Source organism: Brevibacterium sp. BDJS002 (genome assembly GCF_028201555.1).
Classification (GTDB): Bacteria; Actinomycetota; Actinomycetes; order Actinomycetales; family Brevibacteriaceae; genus Brevibacterium; species Brevibacterium aurantiacum.
Map to the genome: position 1 here is coordinate 3,767,438 of NZ_CP116392.1, position 18,564 is coordinate 3,786,001.

The 18,564-nt window shown below is 64.2% G+C and carries 15 protein-coding genes; 3 read left to right on the top strand and 12 right to left on the bottom strand.

Annotated elements, in window-relative coordinates:
* Window positions 1-6 precede the first annotated feature (6 nt).
* From PGC08_RS17455 to PGC08_RS17465, 3 genes are read right to left on the bottom strand one after another with little or no spacing between them, the layout of a single operon-like run.
* Window positions 7-3,381, bottom strand: a complete 3,375-nt coding sequence (locus tag PGC08_RS17455) for an ATP-binding protein (RefSeq protein ID WP_271709004.1) — start codon at window positions 3,379-3,381, stop codon at window positions 7-9.
* Window positions 3,378-4,094, bottom strand: coding sequence for a DUF4194 domain-containing protein (locus tag PGC08_RS17460; protein WP_009881748.1), 717 nt, complete (start codon window positions 4,092-4,094; stop codon window positions 3,378-3,380). Before PGC08_RS17460 ends, PGC08_RS17455 begins: the two co-directional genes overlap by 4 nt.
* Window positions 4,091-5,554, bottom strand: a complete 1,464-nt coding sequence (locus PGC08_RS17465; protein ID WP_069600998.1) for a DUF3375 domain-containing protein — start codon at window positions 5,552-5,554, stop codon at window positions 4,091-4,093. Before PGC08_RS17465 ends, PGC08_RS17460 begins: the two co-directional genes overlap by 4 nt.
* Before the next feature lie 260 nt (window positions 5,555-5,814).
* Here PGC08_RS17465 and PGC08_RS17470 point away from each other — a divergent pair, with 260 nt between their 5' ends.
* Complete coding sequence (locus PGC08_RS17470) at window positions 5,815-6,846, top strand: phosphatase PAP2 family protein (protein ID WP_271709005.1); 1,032 nt, start codon at window positions 5,815-5,817, stop codon at window positions 6,844-6,846.
* Window positions 6,847-6,885: 39 nt separating this feature from the next.
* On the opposite strand, the gene PGC08_RS17475 is transcribed toward PGC08_RS17470, so the two are convergent.
* Complete coding sequence (locus PGC08_RS17475) at window positions 6,886-7,299, bottom strand: MmcQ/YjbR family DNA-binding protein (RefSeq protein WP_101556591.1); 414 nt, start codon at window positions 7,297-7,299, stop codon at window positions 6,886-6,888.
* Between the two features lie 82 nt (window positions 7,300-7,381).
* Here PGC08_RS17475 and PGC08_RS17480 point away from each other — a divergent pair, with 82 nt between their 5' ends.
* A complete protein-coding gene (locus tag PGC08_RS17480) occupies window positions 7,382-8,374 on the top strand; it encodes an asparaginase (protein WP_069601001.1) in 993 nt (330 codons plus the stop codon).
* A 451-nt stretch (window positions 8,375-8,825) separates the two neighbouring features.
* Here PGC08_RS17480 and PGC08_RS17485 read toward each other — a convergent pair whose 3' ends face one another.
* Together PGC08_RS17485 and PGC08_RS17490 are read right to left on the bottom strand one after the other, a co-directional pair.
* A complete protein-coding gene (locus PGC08_RS17485) occupies window positions 8,826-9,848 on the bottom strand; it encodes an NADP-dependent oxidoreductase (protein WP_009881753.1) in 1,023 nt (340 codons plus the stop codon).
* Window positions 9,849-9,941: 93 nt separating this feature from the next.
* Window positions 9,942-10,850 carry a DUF402 domain-containing protein gene (locus PGC08_RS17490; protein WP_271709006.1) on the bottom strand — a complete coding sequence of 303 codons (909 nt, stop codon included), beginning with the start codon at window positions 10,848-10,850 and terminating at the stop codon, window positions 9,942-9,944.
* 153 nt (window positions 10,851-11,003) lie between these two features.
* Here PGC08_RS17490 and PGC08_RS17495 point away from each other — a divergent pair, with 153 nt between their 5' ends.
* Window positions 11,004-11,951 (top strand): amidohydrolase family protein, encoded by a 948-nt coding sequence (locus PGC08_RS17495; protein WP_271709007.1) that lies wholly within the window; start codon window positions 11,004-11,006, stop codon window positions 11,949-11,951.
* A gap of 61 nt (window positions 11,952-12,012) precedes the next feature.
* Here the strand turns inward: PGC08_RS17495 and PGC08_RS17500 are convergent, their stop codons facing one another.
* The 6 genes from PGC08_RS17500 to PGC08_RS17525 form a co-directional block, all read right to left on the bottom strand.
* Window positions 12,013-12,552 carry a YetF domain-containing protein gene (locus PGC08_RS17500; protein ID WP_009881756.1) on the bottom strand — a complete coding sequence of 180 codons (540 nt, stop codon included), beginning with the start codon at window positions 12,550-12,552 and terminating at the stop codon, window positions 12,013-12,015.
* Window positions 12,553-12,594: 42 nt separating this feature from the next.
* On the bottom strand, window positions 12,595-13,380 hold the full coding sequence (locus PGC08_RS17505; protein ID WP_193086631.1) for an SDR family oxidoreductase: 786 nt from the start codon (window positions 13,378-13,380) through the stop codon (window positions 12,595-12,597).
* 115 nt (window positions 13,381-13,495) lie between these two features.
* The gene (locus tag PGC08_RS17510) at window positions 13,496-14,479 is read right to left on the bottom strand and encodes a hypothetical protein (protein WP_271709008.1); all 984 of its coding nucleotides are present in this window, start codon (window positions 14,477-14,479) and stop codon (window positions 13,496-13,498) included.
* 1 nt (window position 14,480) lies between these two features.
* A complete protein-coding gene (locus PGC08_RS17515; RefSeq protein ID WP_009881760.1) occupies window positions 14,481-15,125 on the bottom strand; it encodes a response regulator transcription factor in 645 nt (214 codons plus the stop codon).
* Window positions 15,113-17,074 carry a sensor histidine kinase gene (locus PGC08_RS17520; RefSeq protein ID WP_271709009.1) on the bottom strand — a complete coding sequence of 654 codons (1,962 nt, stop codon included), beginning with the start codon at window positions 17,072-17,074 and terminating at the stop codon, window positions 15,113-15,115. The genes PGC08_RS17515 and PGC08_RS17520 overlap by 13 nt, the downstream gene beginning before the upstream one ends.
* Window positions 17,075-17,286: 212 nt before the next feature.
* Window positions 17,287-18,564, bottom strand: coding sequence for a trans-sulfuration enzyme family protein (locus PGC08_RS17525; RefSeq protein ID WP_271709010.1), 1,278 nt, complete (start codon window positions 18,562-18,564; stop codon window positions 17,287-17,289).

Sequence of the window (18,564 nt, forward strand, 5' to 3'; positions counted from 1 at the left end):
CCCGGATCAGCTCTCATCAGCGCTCTCCTCGGCCCAGACGATGGTCGAGGCCAGGGTCTTCTGGCGGCTCGGGTTCTCGATCGAGGTCGCCGCACCGACATAGGGTTCGATGGTCTGCAGCAGCTTCTGTGGGGTGGCCAGGACCATGTGGAATCCGAACTCGATGAAGATGTTGAGTGCCATGCGCGTGTACCTGGTGTCGGCCTTGTCGAAGGCCTCATCGAGGATGATCGTGCCGTACTTCGAGATCGCCTCGTCGGGATCAGCCAGCTGGTAGCGCAGTGCCGCTGCGAGGCAGAAGATCACGAGCTTCTGCTGCTGACCACCGGACATCGCCGCACCCGAATCGTAGGTGGCATGGGCGCGACCGTGGTCGTCGATCTCCTCGGCCAAGAAGGACACGTGCAGACGCGTGTCGAGGCACTGGTTCTTCCACACCTTGTCGACGTGCTCGCTTGAGGCGAACCGGCGCATCACCTCGGCGAGAGTGTCGTACTTATCCTCCGCGGTCTCCATGTCCTCATCGCCCCAGGTGCCGCCGGCGACCTTGCGGAGGTCGGAGATGAAGGCGTTGACGGTCTGGCTGCGACGGGTCTTGACTTTCAGCCGCAGGTAGCGACCCTCGTCGAACTGGGAGCGCAGGAGGGAGGAGTTGATCGGTGCGACCCGGTCCTCGATCTCACGTGGGGCGGCGTGGATCTCGTTGAGGAGTTCGCCGATGAGGTCGCGGGAACGCTGTCGCAGCAGGTCCCGGAATCTGTTCTCATGATCGGGCAGACCGTGGGCCAGGATTTCGTCGAGCATCGCCAGGTAGTCGTGTCGATCGGCGACATCGGCGGTGAGGTCCGAGGCGACCGAGGACCACGCGGCCTTGAATTCAGCTGCCAGTCTGGTCACGGCCTGACCGGCCTCGCTCGCCATGGCCTGTGCCTTGTCCTTCTCCGACTGCAGAGCCTGGGAGACCTGCTGACCGATCTCGGGCAGAGCTTCGCGTTTGATGCTTCGCTGGATACGTGTGAACCGGGCCTCGAGCTGTTCGGCGATCGTCGGATCCACTTCGGGGATGCGTCCGGCATTGACGTCGTCCTCGAGTCGGCTGAGGCCGGCCCGCAGACCGGTGATCTCTTCGTTCGCTCGGCGCAGGGCGTAGTCGCTGTCGCGGGTCGCAGTCTCGGCAGTCTCCTTCGCCGCGCGGGCTTCGCGTTCGGCGCCGATCGCCTGCTGCAGGTCGCCGTCTGCGTCCTCGAGTTCGCGCAGCGCCTTCTCCAGGGCCGCGATCGTCTCCTTGGCTCCGGCCAGGTCCACATCGCGCCAGGACTGTTCACGGATTCCGGCGAGGATGCCCTTCCGGCGGTGGGCCTGTGCGGTCTCTGCATTTGCGGCGTCGACGATGGCCTGAGCCTCGGCCAGTTCCGCTTGGGCTTCTTTCAGTGCGGCGATGAGAGCTTCGAGTTTGCTCTCCCGGTCACCGAGCACCCACTGGCTGCGATCGTCGATGCGACGCCGGTCATCCTTCTCATAGCGTGTCCGGGAAGTCTTGATCTGTCCCTTGATGGTGACGGCCCGAGGATGGTCATCGAGCTCGTCTGGGCTGTCGACGCAGGCGAAGTCGTAGCGTTCGGACAGGGTGGAATGCACCCAGTCCCCGAATCCGGTTTCGGCCACAGTGACCTTGTTGACCAGGGACTTCGCACTGTTGACGGGTCTGGGCTTGGGGGCTTGGGCGGGGATCTCTTCGAAGACGAGTCGTCCCTTGATCCGGTGGGAGTCGACCCAAGACCGGACCGCACCGAGGTTCTCGCTGCGCACGAGGACCGTGAGAGCCAACGGGCGCAGCACGCGTTCGATCGCCCCGGTCCAGGCTGCGTGGTCGGGGTCGACTTCGATGAGTTCGGCGGCGAAGGGCAGCGCCTTCTCACTCAGTCCGGTTCCTTCGGCCAGTTCCTGTCGGATTTGGAGCAGGTTGCCCGGCACTGTCGAGCCGGAACGACGCAGGGAGTCGATCTCGGCTTCCAATTCCCTGACTCGTGCTCGGGCCTTCGAGAAGCGGTCGTGGTCGGCATGGCTGGGGCCCGCGGCGTTAGTCTCATCATCGAGGGCGGCGGCGATCTGGGCCTGGAGTTCGGCGAATTCCGCCGCCGAGGTGGGCACCTGATCGATGTCTGCCCGCTTCAGCTGTCGCTCAAGACTGGCCCAACGGTCGGCAATGGCCCGGCGTTCGGTCTCGGCCGTGTCGATGCGCTGCTGCAGGTGCTCGGCCTCCGAACCGCCGAGGTCAAGGGTGGCTCGGCGGGCGAGGTCGTATTCGTCGACGGCAGCGTCGTAGTCCTTCTTGGCCCGGTCGGCGGCGACCTCGATTTCGACGAGTTCCCGCCGCTGGGCTGAGAGGTCTGAGCGCATGAGGTCGAGTTCGCGCCGCTTCTGGAACGGCAGCAGGGCATCGTTGAGGGCGATCGACTTCGCCGCTGACTCATGGGCGGAGTCGTAACGGTTCGAGGCCTCGCGCAGCTGCAGGAGGTGGTCGCGTTGGCGGCGGAGTTCGACGACGTGGTCGTGGGCGTCTTTGAGGTCCCCGAACTGGTTGACCGCGGTCTCTGCCAGGTCGAAGGTGACCGGGGGTTCGAGCATGTGGTCGCGGAAGAGGCGGTCGAGACTGTCGAGGCTCTTGGCCGATTGGGTCTTGTGCAGCAGCTGCAGCGCCGATTCGCTGGCCATGCCGAAGACCTTGCGCATCCGGGCGTAGAACCTGGCGTGGGACCCGTTCGAGGTGATGAGGGCTTCGGGATGCTCGGTCTTGAGCTTCCTCGTCTCAAGGCCGGTGCGGGCGTACTGCTGCAGGTCGGCGAGGTCGAGGCCGGCCCGTTCGAGGATGCAGACGTCGGACAGGTCGGTCATCTTCGTGCCCGAGCCCTTGATGAAGAAGAGCCTGGCCAGAGACAGCGGACGGTCGGTGCCATTGTCATAGCGGAGGATAATGCCGCTCCACGTGGCGCGTGGCCGCAGGTACTTGCTGACGACACGGTCCTCATCGGAGTCCGCGGTGCGGGTCCACGCGCCGCGGACATAGCTGACGAGACTGCGCTGATCGACCCGGCTGCCCGCAGTCTGGGCCGCGACGTTGAAGCGCAGCCACTTGTCGGGGGTGAGTACGGCGGCGATGCCGTCGAGCAGCGAGGACTTGCCTGAGCCTGAGGGCCCGGTGATGAGGTGGCCCTTGTGGGAGACGGGGATGCGGTGGATGTCAGCGTCGAAGGTGCCCCAGTTCGCGATCTGGATCTCCGACAGCCGCCACTGGCTGCCGACATCGGGACGGTCGGCTCCACGGGCACGGGCCTGGTCCGCGATGAGTGCGGCATCGAGTGGGAAGAGGGCCTCGGTCATGCTTCGTCCTCCTCGGTGTCGTCGGAATCGCGATCGTCGGTGTCGTCGGTGTCATCGGAACTGAGTCCCGCCTCGGCGATGGAGCCCTTGGCCTCTCCAGAAGCGATGCGCTCGTAGACGTCGATGAGCTCGTGCACCTGGTCCTCGTCGATGAGGAACTTCACCATCGGTGAGATTTCGAAACGCTCCTCACCTGCCTTGTGGAGGACGCGCAGGCGGTTGCTCATGCGACTCCATGCACCGTTGAGATTGCGCTGGAACGTCGATTCGTCGCCTGTGCGATAGATCGCGAGGCGTTCGTAGACCTCCTCGCGATCGACGATCACGCGCTGCTCGCCGGGGGCGGCCAGCAGGAGCTGCCGTAGGACGAGAAGCATGGCGGTATCGAGGAAGGTCAGCCGTTCGCTGCGCACAGCCGCGGGCACATCGATCTCCTCGGTGACGACCTTGCGAGTGAAGGCGAATTCGTCGATCTTGTCGATGACGAGATCCAAGAACAGGTCGTGCAGCCGTGAGCGCACAATGGACTCGTCGGCGACCAGCGCCGACCACAGCTGCGGGCTCTGTGCGCCGGAGACATAGGGACCCTTGAGCAGTTCGAGCAGAACCCGGCGAGTGCGCTCACCCAAGGTCCCGGTGTCCTGGAACCACAGCCCACTCGAGTTGTGCGCGGACTCCTCGGCCTCGGTAGGTGTGTCTGCGGAATCGTTCATAGTGTGATGCCTTCGGTGAAGTAATGGCGGCGGATCGTGGCGCTGCGTCGAATCCCGTCGACCCCGGCCCATTCGAGTCGATCCCGGGCTTCGGAATCGACATGTCCGTAGGTGCTGGCCAGGGACAAGAGACCGACGACGCTCGCCAGGCCCTGTGAGGCTGGGAACTGGTCGAGCACCTCGGCGACGGAGATCTGCTGGGCTCCGTGGATGGCCTGATTGACGTTGTCGGAGAGTTCGGAGAAGTCGATCTCCGATTCCCGGGCGACGGCGATGAGTTCGGCGAAGTCGACCTCGGTCTCGGTCGCCTCGCCCAGTTCGGCACCGGCATCGAATTCGGTGGGATCGTGGAGGACGACCTCACCGACGCTGCCCAATGCCACGCTTGAGAGCTCGAGATCCACGCCTAGGTTGTCGTAGGGTCTGCGCACCTGTGAGACCGGGGCCGCCGCGGCCAGGGCATCCTGGATCAGGGTGCGCATGACGCGGTCGCGTTGGAATTCGTGGGAGTGGACGTAGCGGCGCAGACCGCGGGCGAACTCGGACAGGATGTCGGAGACTTCGCGCGAGCCGTCCTTCATCTGCCGCATCAGAGTGCGAAGTGACCGGCGGGTCTCGGCTGTCAGCGTGGCCGAGAAGTCACGATCGAGGATCGCTGCGATGTCCTCGTCGAAGGCCGAGGCCTGTTCGGGATCGCGGACGAGTTGGGAGAAGGCGGAGAACGTTCTGCCCTCGTCGGAGGATTCGATGAGGTCGACGCCGCGGAAGACCTCGTTCAGTACCTGGGACTGGGAGTCCTCGGCGGCAAGGATCGAGATCCGCAGTTCCTGGTTGAGTTCTTCGAAGCGGGCCCGAACGCGAGCGAAGTCGGCGGGCAGGCCCTGCGCCTGTTGGAGGATGTCGCTGACTCGCTCATTCGCCCGGCGCCGGTCGAGGACGATCGAGCGTGGGTCACCGCGGCGAACGCGGGCGATCTCAGCATCGATGCGGTCGCGTTCGGCTCGTAGGGATTCCAGTCGGCGGGAGCTGTCCGGGTCGGTGTCGATGGCCAGCTGCCGCACCGATTGGGCGAGGCTGACCAGCCGTGATTCGGTCGCGGTCTGCGGCGGGGTGCGCAGCTGTTCGAGCATGCGGATGGCGTCGAATCCCGCCGCGGAGAGTTCGTAGGTCTCGCCCCTCGCCGAGGTGGCCGGGCGGCGCACGAGGATCTCCGCCCGGCGCCAATCGTCACAGTAGGCCTTCGCTGTCCGCGTGGACAGATCGAAGTGGTCGCGCAGCTCCTCGAGATCGGAGTCGATGGACTCGTGCAGGTCTTCGGTGGAGATTCGGGTGCCGGGCTTACCCAGGTGTGTTCCCAGCGTCGCCGCCATGACCGGGAGATGGTCTGCCCGCAGCATGCGCAGAGTGGCATTCGTATCGAGCAGTCGCCGGTAGGCGAGTGCGGAGCTGAGGGCGGACATGTCCCCTATTGTCTGCGCCGGTGGGGTCCGTTGCCAATTTCAGGTGCACGGGCCAGCTCGCATGCCTCTCGCACGGCGCACGGCTCATATTCGGGCAGCGCACAGGTCGCTTTCGGGCGGCTTGCAGACAGTCGATAATTGGCCCGATATTCATGTTTTGTTCAGCTCGTGACACTCGCCACTGGATTCGCCATTCCGATATCAAATCGTTATATCGTGTGCCGATGACTCGGATACGACGATGGCCCTACACCTTTGCCATGCTGCTCTCCATAGCTGTCGCATTGGTCGCCCTTGCTTCTTCGATCTATCTCGGGCGGCCACTCAGGGACCCGGACGGCTTCCTCGGACCCGCCTATATCCGGATGCCGCTGCTGGCTCTGGTGTTCTTCGGCGTTGGTATCGTCGTGGACGCCGTGCGAACGAGCGGCTGGAAGCATCTGTCCAACGGGATGCGCGAAGTCGTGAGAAACGAATGGAGCCTCCGTCGGATCCTGTGCATCACCGCTGGCATGATGAGTTTCTACATCTGCTATCTCAGCTACAGAAACCTCAAGAGTGACCTTCCGACCTACCGCGAAGGAGTCCTCTACGATCACGAGCTTTCGCATACCGATCTGTGGTTCAGCGGGGGAATCAACCCCGCTGTGTTCCTGCACGATCTCTTCGGCACCGGGTTCATGGCAGAAGTGCTCTCCGTCGTCTATCTCGCCTATCTTCCGCTCATCCCCATCAGCCTCGGCGCTGTGCTCATTCTCAGTCGCAACCTCGCGATCGGCGCCTGGTATGCCACGACGCTGTGTCTCAATTGGGTGCTGGGCACGGTCAGCTACTACATCCTGCCCGCTCTTGGGCCTGCATTTGCCCGACCCGAGCTCTACCGCGGCTTGGCCGACACCGGGGTCACCGAGCTGCAGCAGTCACTCATCGAAACTCGGCTCGACGTCCTTGTCGACCCGGTCGGCAGCGGGCAGATCCAGGGTGTGGCCGCGTTCGCCTCTCTGCACGTCTCCGTGACGTTCGCAGCGGCCCTATTCATGATGCGAACCAAGCAGAAGCCGCTGTGGCAGACAGTGACGTGGATATTCTTCGGCGCCACAGTGATCGCCACGCTCTACTTCGGCTGGCACTACATCCTCGATGACATCGCCGGCATGGTCATCGGCTGGGCTTCCGTCACTCTCGGTGCCTGGGTCACCGGCAACCGACGGAAACGAGCTCAGCAGAGCAAAGAGGCCGATGCCATTGCCGCCGAGCAGCGCGCGGAACCAGCACTCGTCGAAGCTTCCTAACGGGTGGAGCGTCTCCTGAGGGATGGAGCGTCTACCGACTCATGTCTCGTCCCTTCCGCCGAAGGTCTTCGGGTCGACGGGTCGGTCCTTCTTCGGCAGCTTCGCGACGACGAGACAGTAGGACTCAAGGACGAGATCATGCAGAAGGTCGGGATCAAGGATGTTCCCGGATCCGTCTTCGGCCGAGCCGGCTCCGGCCACAGTGATCCAGTGCTTCTTGCTCATGTGATATCCGGGAGTGATCTCCTCATAGGCATCACAGAGCACCTCTCCGTGCAGCGGATCGATCTTGAGATTCATGCTCGGCACACCCCGCAGATCGAAGGCCATCAGGAACATCCTCCCGCGCACCTTGTACACGGTGTATTCGGGTCCGAAGGGATGCTCGATCTCCACAGACGGGTACTGGATCGCCTGGTCATGAGCGAGCGTGAGCACGGTGTCGGGATCCATGTTTGGAGACTAGCAAAGAGCCATGACACAGAACGTCGGCATCAGGGGCTGAGCACCGAAACTGCCCGATAGACTCGTGCCCATGTCAGAGAACGCTCCTCATCTCCTCGTCGCTGCCCTCGGCGGCACCATCGCCTCGACCTCGAACCAATCCGGAGGTGTCGCCCCGGCCCTGAGCGGAGCGGAGATCGCCGCGGCCGCCGGCCTCGACCAGATCTGGCCGGACCTGCAGGCCGACTTCACACAGGTGTCGCAGGTCTCGAGCGCCAATGTCACCCTCGACATGCTCTTCGACGTCCGCGAACTCGCGCGCACCACCGAGGCCGACGGCATCGTTCTCACGCAGGGTACCGACACTCTCGAGGAGAGCGCCTTCGCCCTCTGGCTGCTCAATGACTCGGCCACTCACATCGCGGCCACCGGGGCCATGCGCAATCCGACACTGCCCGGCGCCGACGGCCCTGCGAACGTGCGCGCCGCCGCTCTGACCGCGCTTTCCTCTCTGAGCAGTGAACTGCCCTCAACCCTGGTCTTCAACGACGAGATCCATGATCCGCGTTTCGTCCGCAAGTCCCACGTGACCTCGACTGCGGCGTTTTCCTCCGGCCCAGTCCTCGGCGCGATCGGGTGGATCAGCGAAGACACCGTTCGCCTCCCCCACAGGCCGACGGCTGAGGACGCGTCCCCATTCGCGGGCCTTTCCCGCCCGGAGACGCTTGCGAAGGTCGCCCTCGCCGAGGTGGGGATGGGCGAACCCGAAGAGACACTGACCCAGCTCATCGAGTCCGGTTTCGCCGGTGCCGTCATCTCCGGGGTCGGCGGCGGCCACGTCCCCGAGCATCTGCTGCCAGCGGTGGCCCGCCTCGGCGAGGCGATGCCCATCGTCCTGGCATCGCGGCCGGGCTCGGGTGCGAGCCTGAGGAACACCTACGGCTATCCGGGCGGTGAGATCGGGCTGCTCGAGTCCGGACTCATCCCGGCCGGGATCCTCGACGCCCGCAAGGCCCGCATCGTCCTGACCTTGGCTCTGAGCCTGGGACTCGACCCCGCCGAGGTGTTCGCGGCATTCGCGTGAGCGTGGGAGTCAGCCAGGAGCTCCTCCTCCGGCATTGATTCGACAGCACGACGCCTGAACATCCCTTTGTCACTCGCCGAGTACGGTTGGCCCACCCCGGAGTAGTCGATCAACCGTCCACCCGAATCCGTGGCCGAGGCCCATGCCCGCACCATCGATGCCGCCGAGGCGTTGGCCGGGGTAACGGCCGACACGGTCCACGTCGTCGGAGGCGATTCGCAGAACGCACTGCTGTGTGCCGGTTGACGGCGGCCCGAATTGGCCGCACAGTCATGTCCGGTTGAGCCAACGGCGACATTCGGGCGTGAAAGATGGCCTGAAACTGAAACAGTCGGTAAGTCCTAGTCGAAAATAATACGAAATTCGACCAGGACTTACCGACTGTTCGTGAGATCTGCGGCGTCAGCGACGCTACAGCGCCGCTGGGAGGCTGCGACGCAGGGAGCTTACCTCAGCTCTCGGCGCCGACTGCCACGACCATCTTGCCGAAGTTGCGGCCTGCGAGCAGGTCGTTGAAGTACTCGGGTGTCTTGTCCAGGCCCGGGCGAATGTCCTCGCGGTAGCGGACCTTTCCTTCCTTGACCCAGCCGCTCATGTCGGACAGGAAGTTCTCGTGGTGCTTCTCGACGAACTCATTCTGGATGAAGCCGCGGACGTTGAGTGACCTCGTGAGGATGTTGCCCATGAGCGCACCCGAACGGTCGGGGCCCTCGGGCAGCTCGGTCAGGTTGTAGTTGGCGACGAGACCGCAGACGGGCACGCGAGCGTAGGTGTTCAGACGTGGCAGCACGGCCTTGAACACGTCTCCGCCGACGTTCTCGAAGTAGACGTCGATGCCCTGCGGCACTGATTCTTTGAGTTCGTTCTTGAGGTTGCCGGTCCGGTGGTCGAGCGCGACGTCGAAGCCGAGCTCGTTCAGGTGGGCGACCTTCTCGGGTCCACCGGCGATGCCGACAGCCTTCGCGCCCTTGATCTTCGCGATCTGACCGACGACGGAGCCGACGGGGCCAGTGGCGGCAGCAACGGCCACGGTCTCGCCTTCCTGTGGGCGCCCGATCTCCAGGAGTCCTGAGTATGCGGTGAAGCCCGGCATGCCCAGCACGCCGAGAGCGGTGCTGACCGGGGCGACTTCGGGATCGAGACGGCGCAGGTGTGCGGCCTTCTCGATGGAGTACTCCTGCCAGCCGCCGTAGCCGAGGACGGTGTCGCCGGTGGAGAAGTCGGACGAGTTCGACTCGACGACCTCGGAGACCGTGGCACCGACCATGACGTCGCCGACCTCGACCGGCTTCGCATAGGATTTCGCATCTGACATCCGACCGCGCATGTAGGGATCGAGTGAGAGATACAGAGTGCGGAGCAGAACCTCACCGTCCTGCGGCGAACCCAGGTCGACCTCGTCGAGGAGGTAGTTCTCCGCCTTCGGCTCTCCGACTGGACGAGAATTCAGGCGAATCCTGTGGTTTGTCGTCATCGAGATGCTTCCTTTCATCGACGCCGCGCGCTGTCTGCGCACGGTCGCGGCATGTCTGTGGGGCTGAATCGTTGGCGGCCGAAGCGGCAGAGCCTAGATCCAGTCCTTGTTGTAGCAACCACTTCGGATCCGCTGATGTTCCTGATTCTGCGAAGATTTCGAGACTGCTGATTCTGCCGCCAGTTCTCGCGCCTTTTTCTCCCACTTCGGGTCAAATGCCCAGGTGAACTCGCCGAGGTGGTCGAGCAGTTCCGATCCATTGCGTCGAATGATGTTCGACCATTCACGTGGCCAGGCTCCGTAGTTCGCCGCGGCGGCGAGTTCGTCTACGTCCTTGAACACCGCCCCGCTCGAGTCGAGAATCGCACGCCCCGATGTCGTGTTCCCGGATCGCGTGTGCCCGGACTTCGTGTGCAGGGGCATGCTGTCGACGGGGAATGTGATGTCGAGGATGTGATCACTCGTATACAGGGTGTCGTCCGTGCGGCGATGGGTGGTTTCGAGGTTGACGTACCAGTCCGCGCGGATCGCACCAGAGCCGCCGACAGCATCGTCTCCGGCAGCAGAGCCGCCGACAGCATCGTCTCCGGCAGCAGTCCCTGCACCCCCGGGTTTGAGCAGCACCCACACGGAGAACGGGACTCGCGGCGGGACGATCTTGAGCACCCCGAGCCCACGCCAGCTGCCGGGCGCCTTGATCCGTCGGGGCGCCTCGGCGGACGGGCGGAAACGTTCCTTGAGCGGAACATCGTGGGGATTGGAATCCTCCCACCCGACGATTCTCGTATCGACCGTTTCGGTGCCTCCTGCCATCCACAGCACTGCACCGGTGGGACCGTCCTCGATGACGTGCATCGGCCGACGCACCTCGGCGTGGTCACGGTCGAAGTCGAAGCGTCGAAACGACCAGGTCACGGTGTCGCCGGGCATCCAGAAGGGCCCCTGACCCACGTGTCGTGTGCCGGGTGGGACGTCGATCTCGTACGGATCGGTGAACTCCATACGGGCAGTCTAAGTACATGTCATGAGTGAGGGCTGGACGTACACGAGTCCGCTTCGCAGGCACCGATACTGCCAAGCCGCTGCCCGCCGTTTCGGCCCGCTCAGCGTCCACCGTTTCGGCCCGCTCAGCGTCCACCGCCTAAGGTGGTGGGCATGGACGACTTCACACTCCCCAATCGCAAGGACGCGACTCATCACAGCAAGGCGACCGCGGCGGAACCTCCACGCACCGATGCCGACGTCCCGGCCTACCTCGAGGCGCTGGGCATCCCGGGCCTCGCCGATATCCACATCCACTTCCTGCCGCAGAACGTCCTCGACAAAGTATGGGCCTACTTCGACGCCGCCGAAGCCAGCTATGGCTATCCGTGGCCGATCCACTACCGCTATGACACCGAAACCCGCCTGAACATCGTCCGTGACCTGGGCGTCCGTGCCATCCCGGCACTGACCTACCCGCACAAACCCGGCATGGCCGCCTGGCTCAACGAGTGGAACCGCGAGTTCGCCGCCGCCCATGACGATGTCATCCACTGCGCGACTCTCTACGCCGAACCGGAGTCCGCCGACTATGTCCCCGAGGCTCTGGCAGCAGGTGCCCGACTGTTCAAGGTCCATATCCAGGTGGGTGGCTTCTCCCCCGATGACCGGGTGCTCGATCGGGCGTGGGCGGCACTCGCCGAGGCGCAGGTGCCCATCGTCATCCACGCCGGCTCCGAACCGCTGCCGGGTGCCCACACCGGCCCACAGGCCGTGGCGAATGTGCTCGAACGCTACCCGTCCCTGAAGTTCGTCATCGCCCACATGGGCATGCCCGAATACGATGCCTTCGCCAGCCTCGCCGAGGATTACAGCGGAGTCCACCTGGACACGACGATGTACATGTCAGGATTCTTCTCCTCCCCCGCCGAGGTGGACCCGGCTTACCGTGAACGCTTGGCCGGTCTGCAGGACAAGATCATCCTCGGCTCGGACTTCCCGAACATTCCCTACCCCTATGCGGATCAGATCTCGGGGCTGGCCGGACTCGACCTCGGCGACGAATGGATGCGCTCGGTGCTGTGGCGCAACGGTGCCCGGATCCTCGGGCTCGATGCCTGAGCGCGTCCTTAGAATCGATGGCTGAGCGGCAGAGATCTCAGTCTCCGTGTGGCGGCGGGGCTCAGCTCTCGCGGGGGATTCTCTCCGCACCGATGACGCCGCGCAGCAGGTCTTCATCGATCGGGGCGCCGCGCCTGGTCACACTGATCTGACCTGTGGGCTCGAGGATCACGCAGGCCACCTCGGCGCGCTGTCTGATGCCTGCCATGCGCAGCTTCGAATACACTTCGGCGGGGTCGACATGGGCTCTGGCGAGGTTGTCGATCAGCAGCTGACTGCCGGCCATGAGGACGATCGCGGGGCTGTTGACGATGCCTGCGATGCGGTGGAAGCGCCGGGCCTTTCCGGTGAGAGCCTGGAGGATCAGCAGGGTGGCCAAGGCCAGGAGACCGGCGATGAGAGTCGGAGTGTCACCAAGGATCGAACGACCGATGATCGCCCCCAAGGCGATGATGGCGGCAAGGTCGAAACTCGAGAGGCTCGCGAGGGTCCGTTGGCCGAATACGCGGACGAGAATAATGATGCCGAGGTAGAAGGCAATGCAGGATACGACGATCCTCACCGCATCGATGCCGTCGAGTCCGAATTCCAGCCAGTCCATGTATTTCCTCCCGACTGGATACTACAACGTCATGCCTGCACCTCAGCGGGAACGGATCCATTCAGCGACGGTGACGGCGGAGAGCCTCGGCGAATCGGGGATGAGGCCATTTCCGGACATCGGTCCTGGGATCGGAACGGAGACGATCTTCGGGATACCCCTCGCACGGGATCCGCCACTCGGACCTGCTCCGACGCTCACGGCCGAGTCTGCGTCGGCCGCCGCGATCCTGCCGGCGATCGTCGGAAAGTCGCTGACCTCGGGGCCAGCGACCTCGATGGTTCCGCGTTCTCCTGCATCGATGGCCTCGGCCATCATTCGAGCGGACTCGTCGGCGGCCAGGGCCTGCACTCTCATCTTCGGCACGAATGCCACCGGACCCGCGGTGAACGTCATTGTGTCAACAAGTTCGAACCACTGGGCTGATCGGAACATCAGGAGCTGGTCGGCGGGGATCAGCCTGCGGTAGACCCGTTCCTGCAGTTCTTTGGCCTGGTAGTAGCCGAGCAGCTTGGACGCCGCGACCTCAGGCTTGAAGGCGATGGACAGACACACCATCGCTGCTCCCGGATTCTCTGCCGCGGCCAGGGCGATCGACCGGGAGCTGCGGGAGAAGAAGTCGAGTGCCTTGTGGCGGTTGTTCGTCATGAGATTGACGCAGTCGACGAGGACATCGCTGCCTTCGGCCGCCTCGGTGACTCCTTCTCCGGCATAGGTGTCGACCCCGATTCCGCGGTGGGCCGCGATCACCGAGTGCTCACGTTCACGCAGGTGTGCCACGAGTCTGCGGCCGAATGTGCCGGTGGCTCCATAGACGGTGATCTGCATGTCTCATCCCCTGGATTCGGTGGATCGGCGACTGTCGAGTCACAGGGTCAGCGGAACGCTGACCGAATGGCGGTGCCCGCCGGCGGTTGCGCCGACGGGCACCGTATGGACCAGTCTAGTTCTGCTCGATGGTGATCGTACCCATGTCGGTGCTCGCCGAGACGGGGATGATCGTTTTGCCCTCGGCATCCTTCGAGGACCGTGCAGCGTCGTACTTTTTGACGTCCTTGGCCAGATCCACGCTCCCCTCATTCGAGTTCGCGTTGATGCGGTAGAACAGATCCTTGGCGTCAGCGGCACTGCCATCGTCATCCTTGGAAGCGGCGGCCTCGGCGGCCATCCTCTCCTGGGCCAGGTCCAAGCGCGGCAGGCGGATGTCGATCGTGCCTTCGTCGGCCTTGGCAACGATGCCGGACATCGGCACCATGTCGTTGGTGAAATCGAGATCGATCGTTCCCGTCGAGGTCACGGCGTCGACGTGATCGCGAACGTTGAGATTGGAACCGTTGAGTGTGCCCACACCGGTCTTGGATTCGATGGTGTCGAAGGTCCCGCTCAGGTCAGTCATTCCGTAGTCGGTCGATGTCTGCAGACGCTCGGCCGAGCCGCTGACATCGACTGCGCCGCCGTCTGTCTTCGCGACGATCTCCTGGTAGTCACCCACGACTTCGATGGCACCGTAGCCGCCGTTGAAGTCGAGTTTCATCTCCTTCGAGATCTTCGCAGGAAGGGTGACTTCGATCTGGGCGTTCTCAAGGTTTCGCTGATCGTCTACGGACACCGTCGACGAGTCCTCGGCCTCTCTCACCTGCAGCGTCGGTGCTTCGTCGCGGGGCCCGGTAGCGGTGAGCCGGACGGTCGGTTCATCGGTCTCGGTGGTCTTGACGGTCACTGATGCGGTGGTGTCGAGGAGGAACTTCAGATCCGTGACCGAGGTCGACAGCGGCTTCGTGACATCGAGCTTCGCGTAGTTCAGACGAGAGGCTCCGTGCGCGACGCTGAAGGCGATCGGGACGAGGAGGACGACGAGCGCGGCGATCGTGATGATCACTCGCATGCTCGCGCGGGTGGATTCGCTGACGTGGACTGTGGCAGGCATTCTATGCTCCGAGGAATGTGAGGACGGCGAGGATGCGTCGGTTGTCAGAGGTGTCGGCGGTGAGGCCGAACTTGGTGAAGACCGAACTGATGTGCTTCTCAACTGCTCCCGCGCTGAGGTAGAGGGTGCGGGCGATCGCGGCGTTGGATTTGCCTTCGGCCATGAGCTGGAGGACTTCGAGTTCGCGCGGGCTCAGCGTGGACAGCCCATCCTTCTTGCGTGTGCGCACGAGGATCTGCGAGACGACTTCGGGGTCTAAGACAGTGCCGCCGGAGGCGACCTCGTCGACGGCTGCGAGGAAGTCCTCGACATCGGCGACTCGGTCTTTGAGCAGGTATCCGAAGCCACCGGTGTTCTCAGCGATGAGTTCGGATGCGTACTGCTCCTCCACGTACTGGCTGAACACGAGCACCTTGACGTCGGGGTTCTGCTTGCGGATGAGGACTGCGGCGCGGATGCCCTCGTCGGTGAACGTCGGCGGCATGCGCACGTCGATGATGGCGAGGTCCGGCGGCGTGTTGTGGACTGTGGCGAGGAGCTCGTTGGCATCGGGGACGGCGGCGATCACTTCATGCCCGGCATCAACCAGAAGCCTCTCGAGTCCGGCTCGCAAGATGGCAGAGTCTTCGGCAATTACGATGCGCATGGCACCTCCACAACGACAGTAGTTGGCCCACCTGCAGGGCTGGTCAGGTTCAGTGTCCCACGAGCGGCTTCGACGCGATCGACCAAACCGGCGATCCCGGTGTGACGGCCCGAACGGTCGATGCGCGCTCCGCCCTGACCGTTGTCGGTGACGACGATCTGGACTCCCGCCTCGATGGGGGCGATGAAGACCCGAGCATGTGTCGCACCCGAGTGCTTGGCGAGGTTCGTCAGGCACTCTGCGACGACGAAGTAGGCCACGGCTTCGGCCTCACGATCGATGCGCCCGGCGAGTCGAACGTCGACCTCGACGGGAATCGTCGAGCGTCCGGCCAATGCGGAGACGGCCGCGTCGAGGCCGCGGTCTGTGAGCACAGCAGGGTGGATTCCACGTGCCAGTTGGCGGAGTTCGTTGACGATGCCCTTCGCCTCGGCGTGGGCTTCGGAGACGAGCTCTTTGGCGCGCTCTGGATCTTTGTCGATCTTCGACTTCGCCATGCCCAGCGTCATGCTCAGGGCGACGAGTCGTGGCTGGGCTCCGTCGTGGAGGTCGCGTTCGATGCGCAGTCGCTCCGCACCCGCAGCTTCGATCCCGGCCATGCGGGCCCGGTCGAGATCGGTGACCTCGGCCTGCAGGGCAGCGGTGCGTGCCGGTGGCAGGAGGCTGCGGTCGAGTGCCCTGTCGAGGTACGGGGCGAACCACAGGATCGCCAGTGAGCTGGCGAGGACGATGAGAGAGCCGATGGCGATGCCGGTGCGCCCCAGCCCACCGGTGGTTCCACGGAAGAAGAAGTCGGTGATGCCCTCAGGATTGATGGCGCTGAAGATGCCGATGATTGCACCGCAGATGCCGGCGATGGTGCCGCCGACGATGATCGCGCCGAGCAGCATCTTCACGTAGTGGTGGGCAGTCGAGCGCCAGAAGGATCCCGACTTCACGTGCAGCCATCGATTGTGGAAGAAGCGGCCGAAGGCAGATTCTCGGGTGCTGCGTTCGACCTTCGGGACCGGGATCCGGTCGCCATAGATCAGTTCGGCCCGGTAACGTTCGAACACGTTCGCGCCCTGTTGGACGACGACCCAGGCGACGAGTGCGAGCACACCGAGGCCGAGTGCGAAGATTCCGCCGAAGCCGGTGAACAGCAGGCCAAGCGGGATCCAGGCCCAGACCACAGCCATCACGGCGGAGAGCACGAGGTTCGCGACGCCGACGATCCCGACTCGCTTCTGCGGCCATTCGATCGGACCGTCGGCGGGAATCTCGGTGCCTTCCTCACGCGTCAGCGGCATCGCCCCCGTCGCAGGTGCGTACGTGACGTTCTCCGACTTCGGCTTCTTCCGCCGAGGTGGCTGCATCGGCTGCATCGGCATCTGGCCGTTGGGAGCGGGCACGGGCGCAGGGAGCTGATTGGGGTGTTGGCCCTGCTGTGGGCTTTGCTGCTGGGCGGAGTAGGTGCGCGGCTGGTAGCCGGGCTGCTGGAGAGCGCCCTGCTGCTGGAGAGTGCCAGGTCCAGAGGAGTGGGTGTGCTGGTGCGGGTACGCCTGAGTGGGGTGCTGTGAGGGTGTTTGCTGCGAGAACCCCTGCGGGAAGTTCGCATTCATTACGCGGGTCTGGGGATAGGCCTGCGTGTACTGCTGAGCGGCACCGCGGCTGAAGGGAACCTCCAACTCCATCGGAGCCGTCCGAAACTGTCCGGCCTCCGTCGCCAACGGCGTGCCTGCGGACTCGTCGGCTGCGCCGTTGCCCGAAGGCTCGGAGCCGTCTGCGGAATCGTCTGCCTCGGGGATCTTTGCAGCCGCGGGAGTCTCTGCGGTTGGGGGCGCGTTGACTATCGCCTCGGCGCCGATTGGCCTGTCCGATTCTGGTGCTTCTTCTGGTGTCTGGGACTCCAGGGAATCGGCGCTCTGCGGCTCCGATTCGCGTGGGTTCGTGGGGGTGTTCTCACTCATAGCAATAACGCTACGGGAGTCGACAAGCTGCCAACAGCACGTTGACCACCTACCCCGCGTCGGGTTTTCCCCACGCCCCGTGACCACGCACACACGCGCCACGCACCGCCACCTGCGATTTGCACCGTCCCACCACGCACCGCCAGCGGTGAATCCCACCCACAGCTCCACGCACCACCGCTGGCACTGCGCGTGGCACTGCGAGTATCAATTCATACCGTTGCTACAGGGTGTTGAAGAGTTGACGGTGAGGGGTCCGCAATTGGAACCTCCGCACCCAGTGCCTCCGCGTCGGAGCTCACGCCGTCCGGAGTCTGCGCCGCCGCGGCGAGCGCCGATTCGAGGTCGGCGAGGATGTCGGCGATGTCTTCGATGCCCAGGGACAGGCGGATGAATGTCGGCGAGACGCTGAGTTCGCAGTCTGCGACGGCCAGGTGGGTCATGGTCGCAGGATGGTCAATCAGTGACTCAACACCACCGAGCGATTCGGCCAGGGTGATGAGCTTCGTGCTCTTCACCAGCGACAGAGCTCTTGCCTCGGTGTCGGTGCGGAATGAGACCACTCCCCCGAAGCCGCTCATCTGCTTCTTCGCGACCTCATGACCTGGATGAGATGACAGCCCGGGGTAGTACACCTCGTCGATCTCGGGGCGGCTCTCCAACCATTCGGCCACGGCCTGCGCGTTCTCGCAGTGCTTGGCCATACGCACCGGCAGCGTCTTGATGCCGCGGCGGGTCAGCCACGCGTCGAATGGTGCAATACCCAACCCGACGGATGTGAGGTAGGACTCGAGACGTTCGACAACCTCGGCGGCACGGGGACAGGTCGAACCGTCACCGGCGAGAACGGCACCGCCGATGACATCGGAGTGGCCGTTGATGAACTTCGTCGTCGAGTGGATGACGACATCGGCGCCGAGCTCGATGGGGCGCTGCAGAATCGGGGTGGCGAAGGTGGAGTCGACGGCCAGGATGGCGTTTGCGGCGTGGGCGAGCTTGGCAGTCTCGGCGATGTCGACGATGTCGAGCCCGGGATTGCTCGGAGTCTCGACCCACACGATCGCGGTCTTGGCCGAGATCGCGGCCGCCAGCGCCTCGGTGTCGGTGAGATCGACGGTGCGGATGCTGATGCCCCAGCGCTCGTATTCATTCTTCAGCAGCCGGTACGTGCCGCCGTAGATGTCGCGCGGGATGATGATCTCATCGCCGGGACCCAGCAGTGCCGAGAAGACCGCGACCTCGGCGGAAGTCCCCGAGTTCACCGCCGCTGCGAAGGAGGCGTTCTCCAGTTCGCACAGCACGTCTTCGAGGTCGCTGCGGTTCGGGGTGCCGGTGCGCGCGTAGTCGAAGCCGGCGCGGGTCTGGCCCGGGGTGTCCATCATGAAGGTCGAGGTCTGGAAGATAGGGGCAACAACCGAACCGGTATGCGATTCGGGGTTGGCCCCCGAATGCACAGAGCGGGTCGAGATTCCGTTCTGGGTGATACTCAT

Coding starts and splice junctions, on each gene's coding strand:
- PGC08_RS17455 (WP_271709004.1), bottom strand. CDS start 3,381: ATGACCGAGGCCCTCTTCCCACTCGATGCCGCACTCATCGCGGACCAG.
- PGC08_RS17460 (WP_009881748.1), bottom strand. CDS start 4,094: ATGAACGATTCCGCAGACACACCTACCGAGGCCGAGGAGTCCGCGCAC.
- PGC08_RS17465 (WP_069600998.1), bottom strand. CDS start 5,554: ATGTCCGCCCTCAGCTCCGCACTCGCCTACCGGCGACTGCTCGATACG.
- PGC08_RS17470 (WP_271709005.1), top strand. CDS start 5,815: ATGCTGCTCTCCATAGCTGTCGCATTGGTCGCCCTTGCTTCTTCGATC.
- PGC08_RS17475 (WP_101556591.1), bottom strand. CDS start 7,299: ATGGATCCCGACACCGTGCTCACGCTCGCTCATGACCAGGCGATCCAG.
- PGC08_RS17480 (WP_069601001.1), top strand. CDS start 7,382: ATGTCAGAGAACGCTCCTCATCTCCTCGTCGCTGCCCTCGGCGGCACC.
- PGC08_RS17485 (WP_009881753.1), bottom strand. CDS start 9,848: ATGACGACAAACCACAGGATTCGCCTGAATTCTCGTCCAGTCGGAGAG.
- PGC08_RS17490 (WP_271709006.1), bottom strand. CDS start 10,850: ATGGAGTTCACCGATCCGTACGAGATCGACGTCCCACCCGGCACACGA.
- PGC08_RS17495 (WP_271709007.1), top strand. CDS start 11,004: ATGGACGACTTCACACTCCCCAATCGCAAGGACGCGACTCATCACAGC.
- PGC08_RS17500 (WP_009881756.1), bottom strand. CDS start 12,552: ATGGACTGGCTGGAATTCGGACTCGACGGCATCGATGCGGTGAGGATC.
- PGC08_RS17505 (WP_193086631.1), bottom strand. CDS start 13,380: ATGCAGATCACCGTCTATGGAGCCACCGGCACATTCGGCCGCAGACTC.
- PGC08_RS17510 (WP_271709008.1), bottom strand. CDS start 14,479: ATGCCTGCCACAGTCCACGTCAGCGAATCCACCCGCGCGAGCATGCGA.
- PGC08_RS17515 (WP_009881760.1), bottom strand. CDS start 15,125: ATGCGCATCGTAATTGCCGAAGACTCTGCCATCTTGCGAGCCGGACTC.
- PGC08_RS17520 (WP_271709009.1), bottom strand. CDS start 17,074: ATGAGTGAGAACACCCCCACGAACCCACGCGAATCGGAGCCGCAGAGC.
- PGC08_RS17525 (WP_271709010.1), bottom strand. CDS start 18,564: ATGAGTATCACCCAGAACGGAATCTCGACCCGCTCTGTGCATTCGGGG.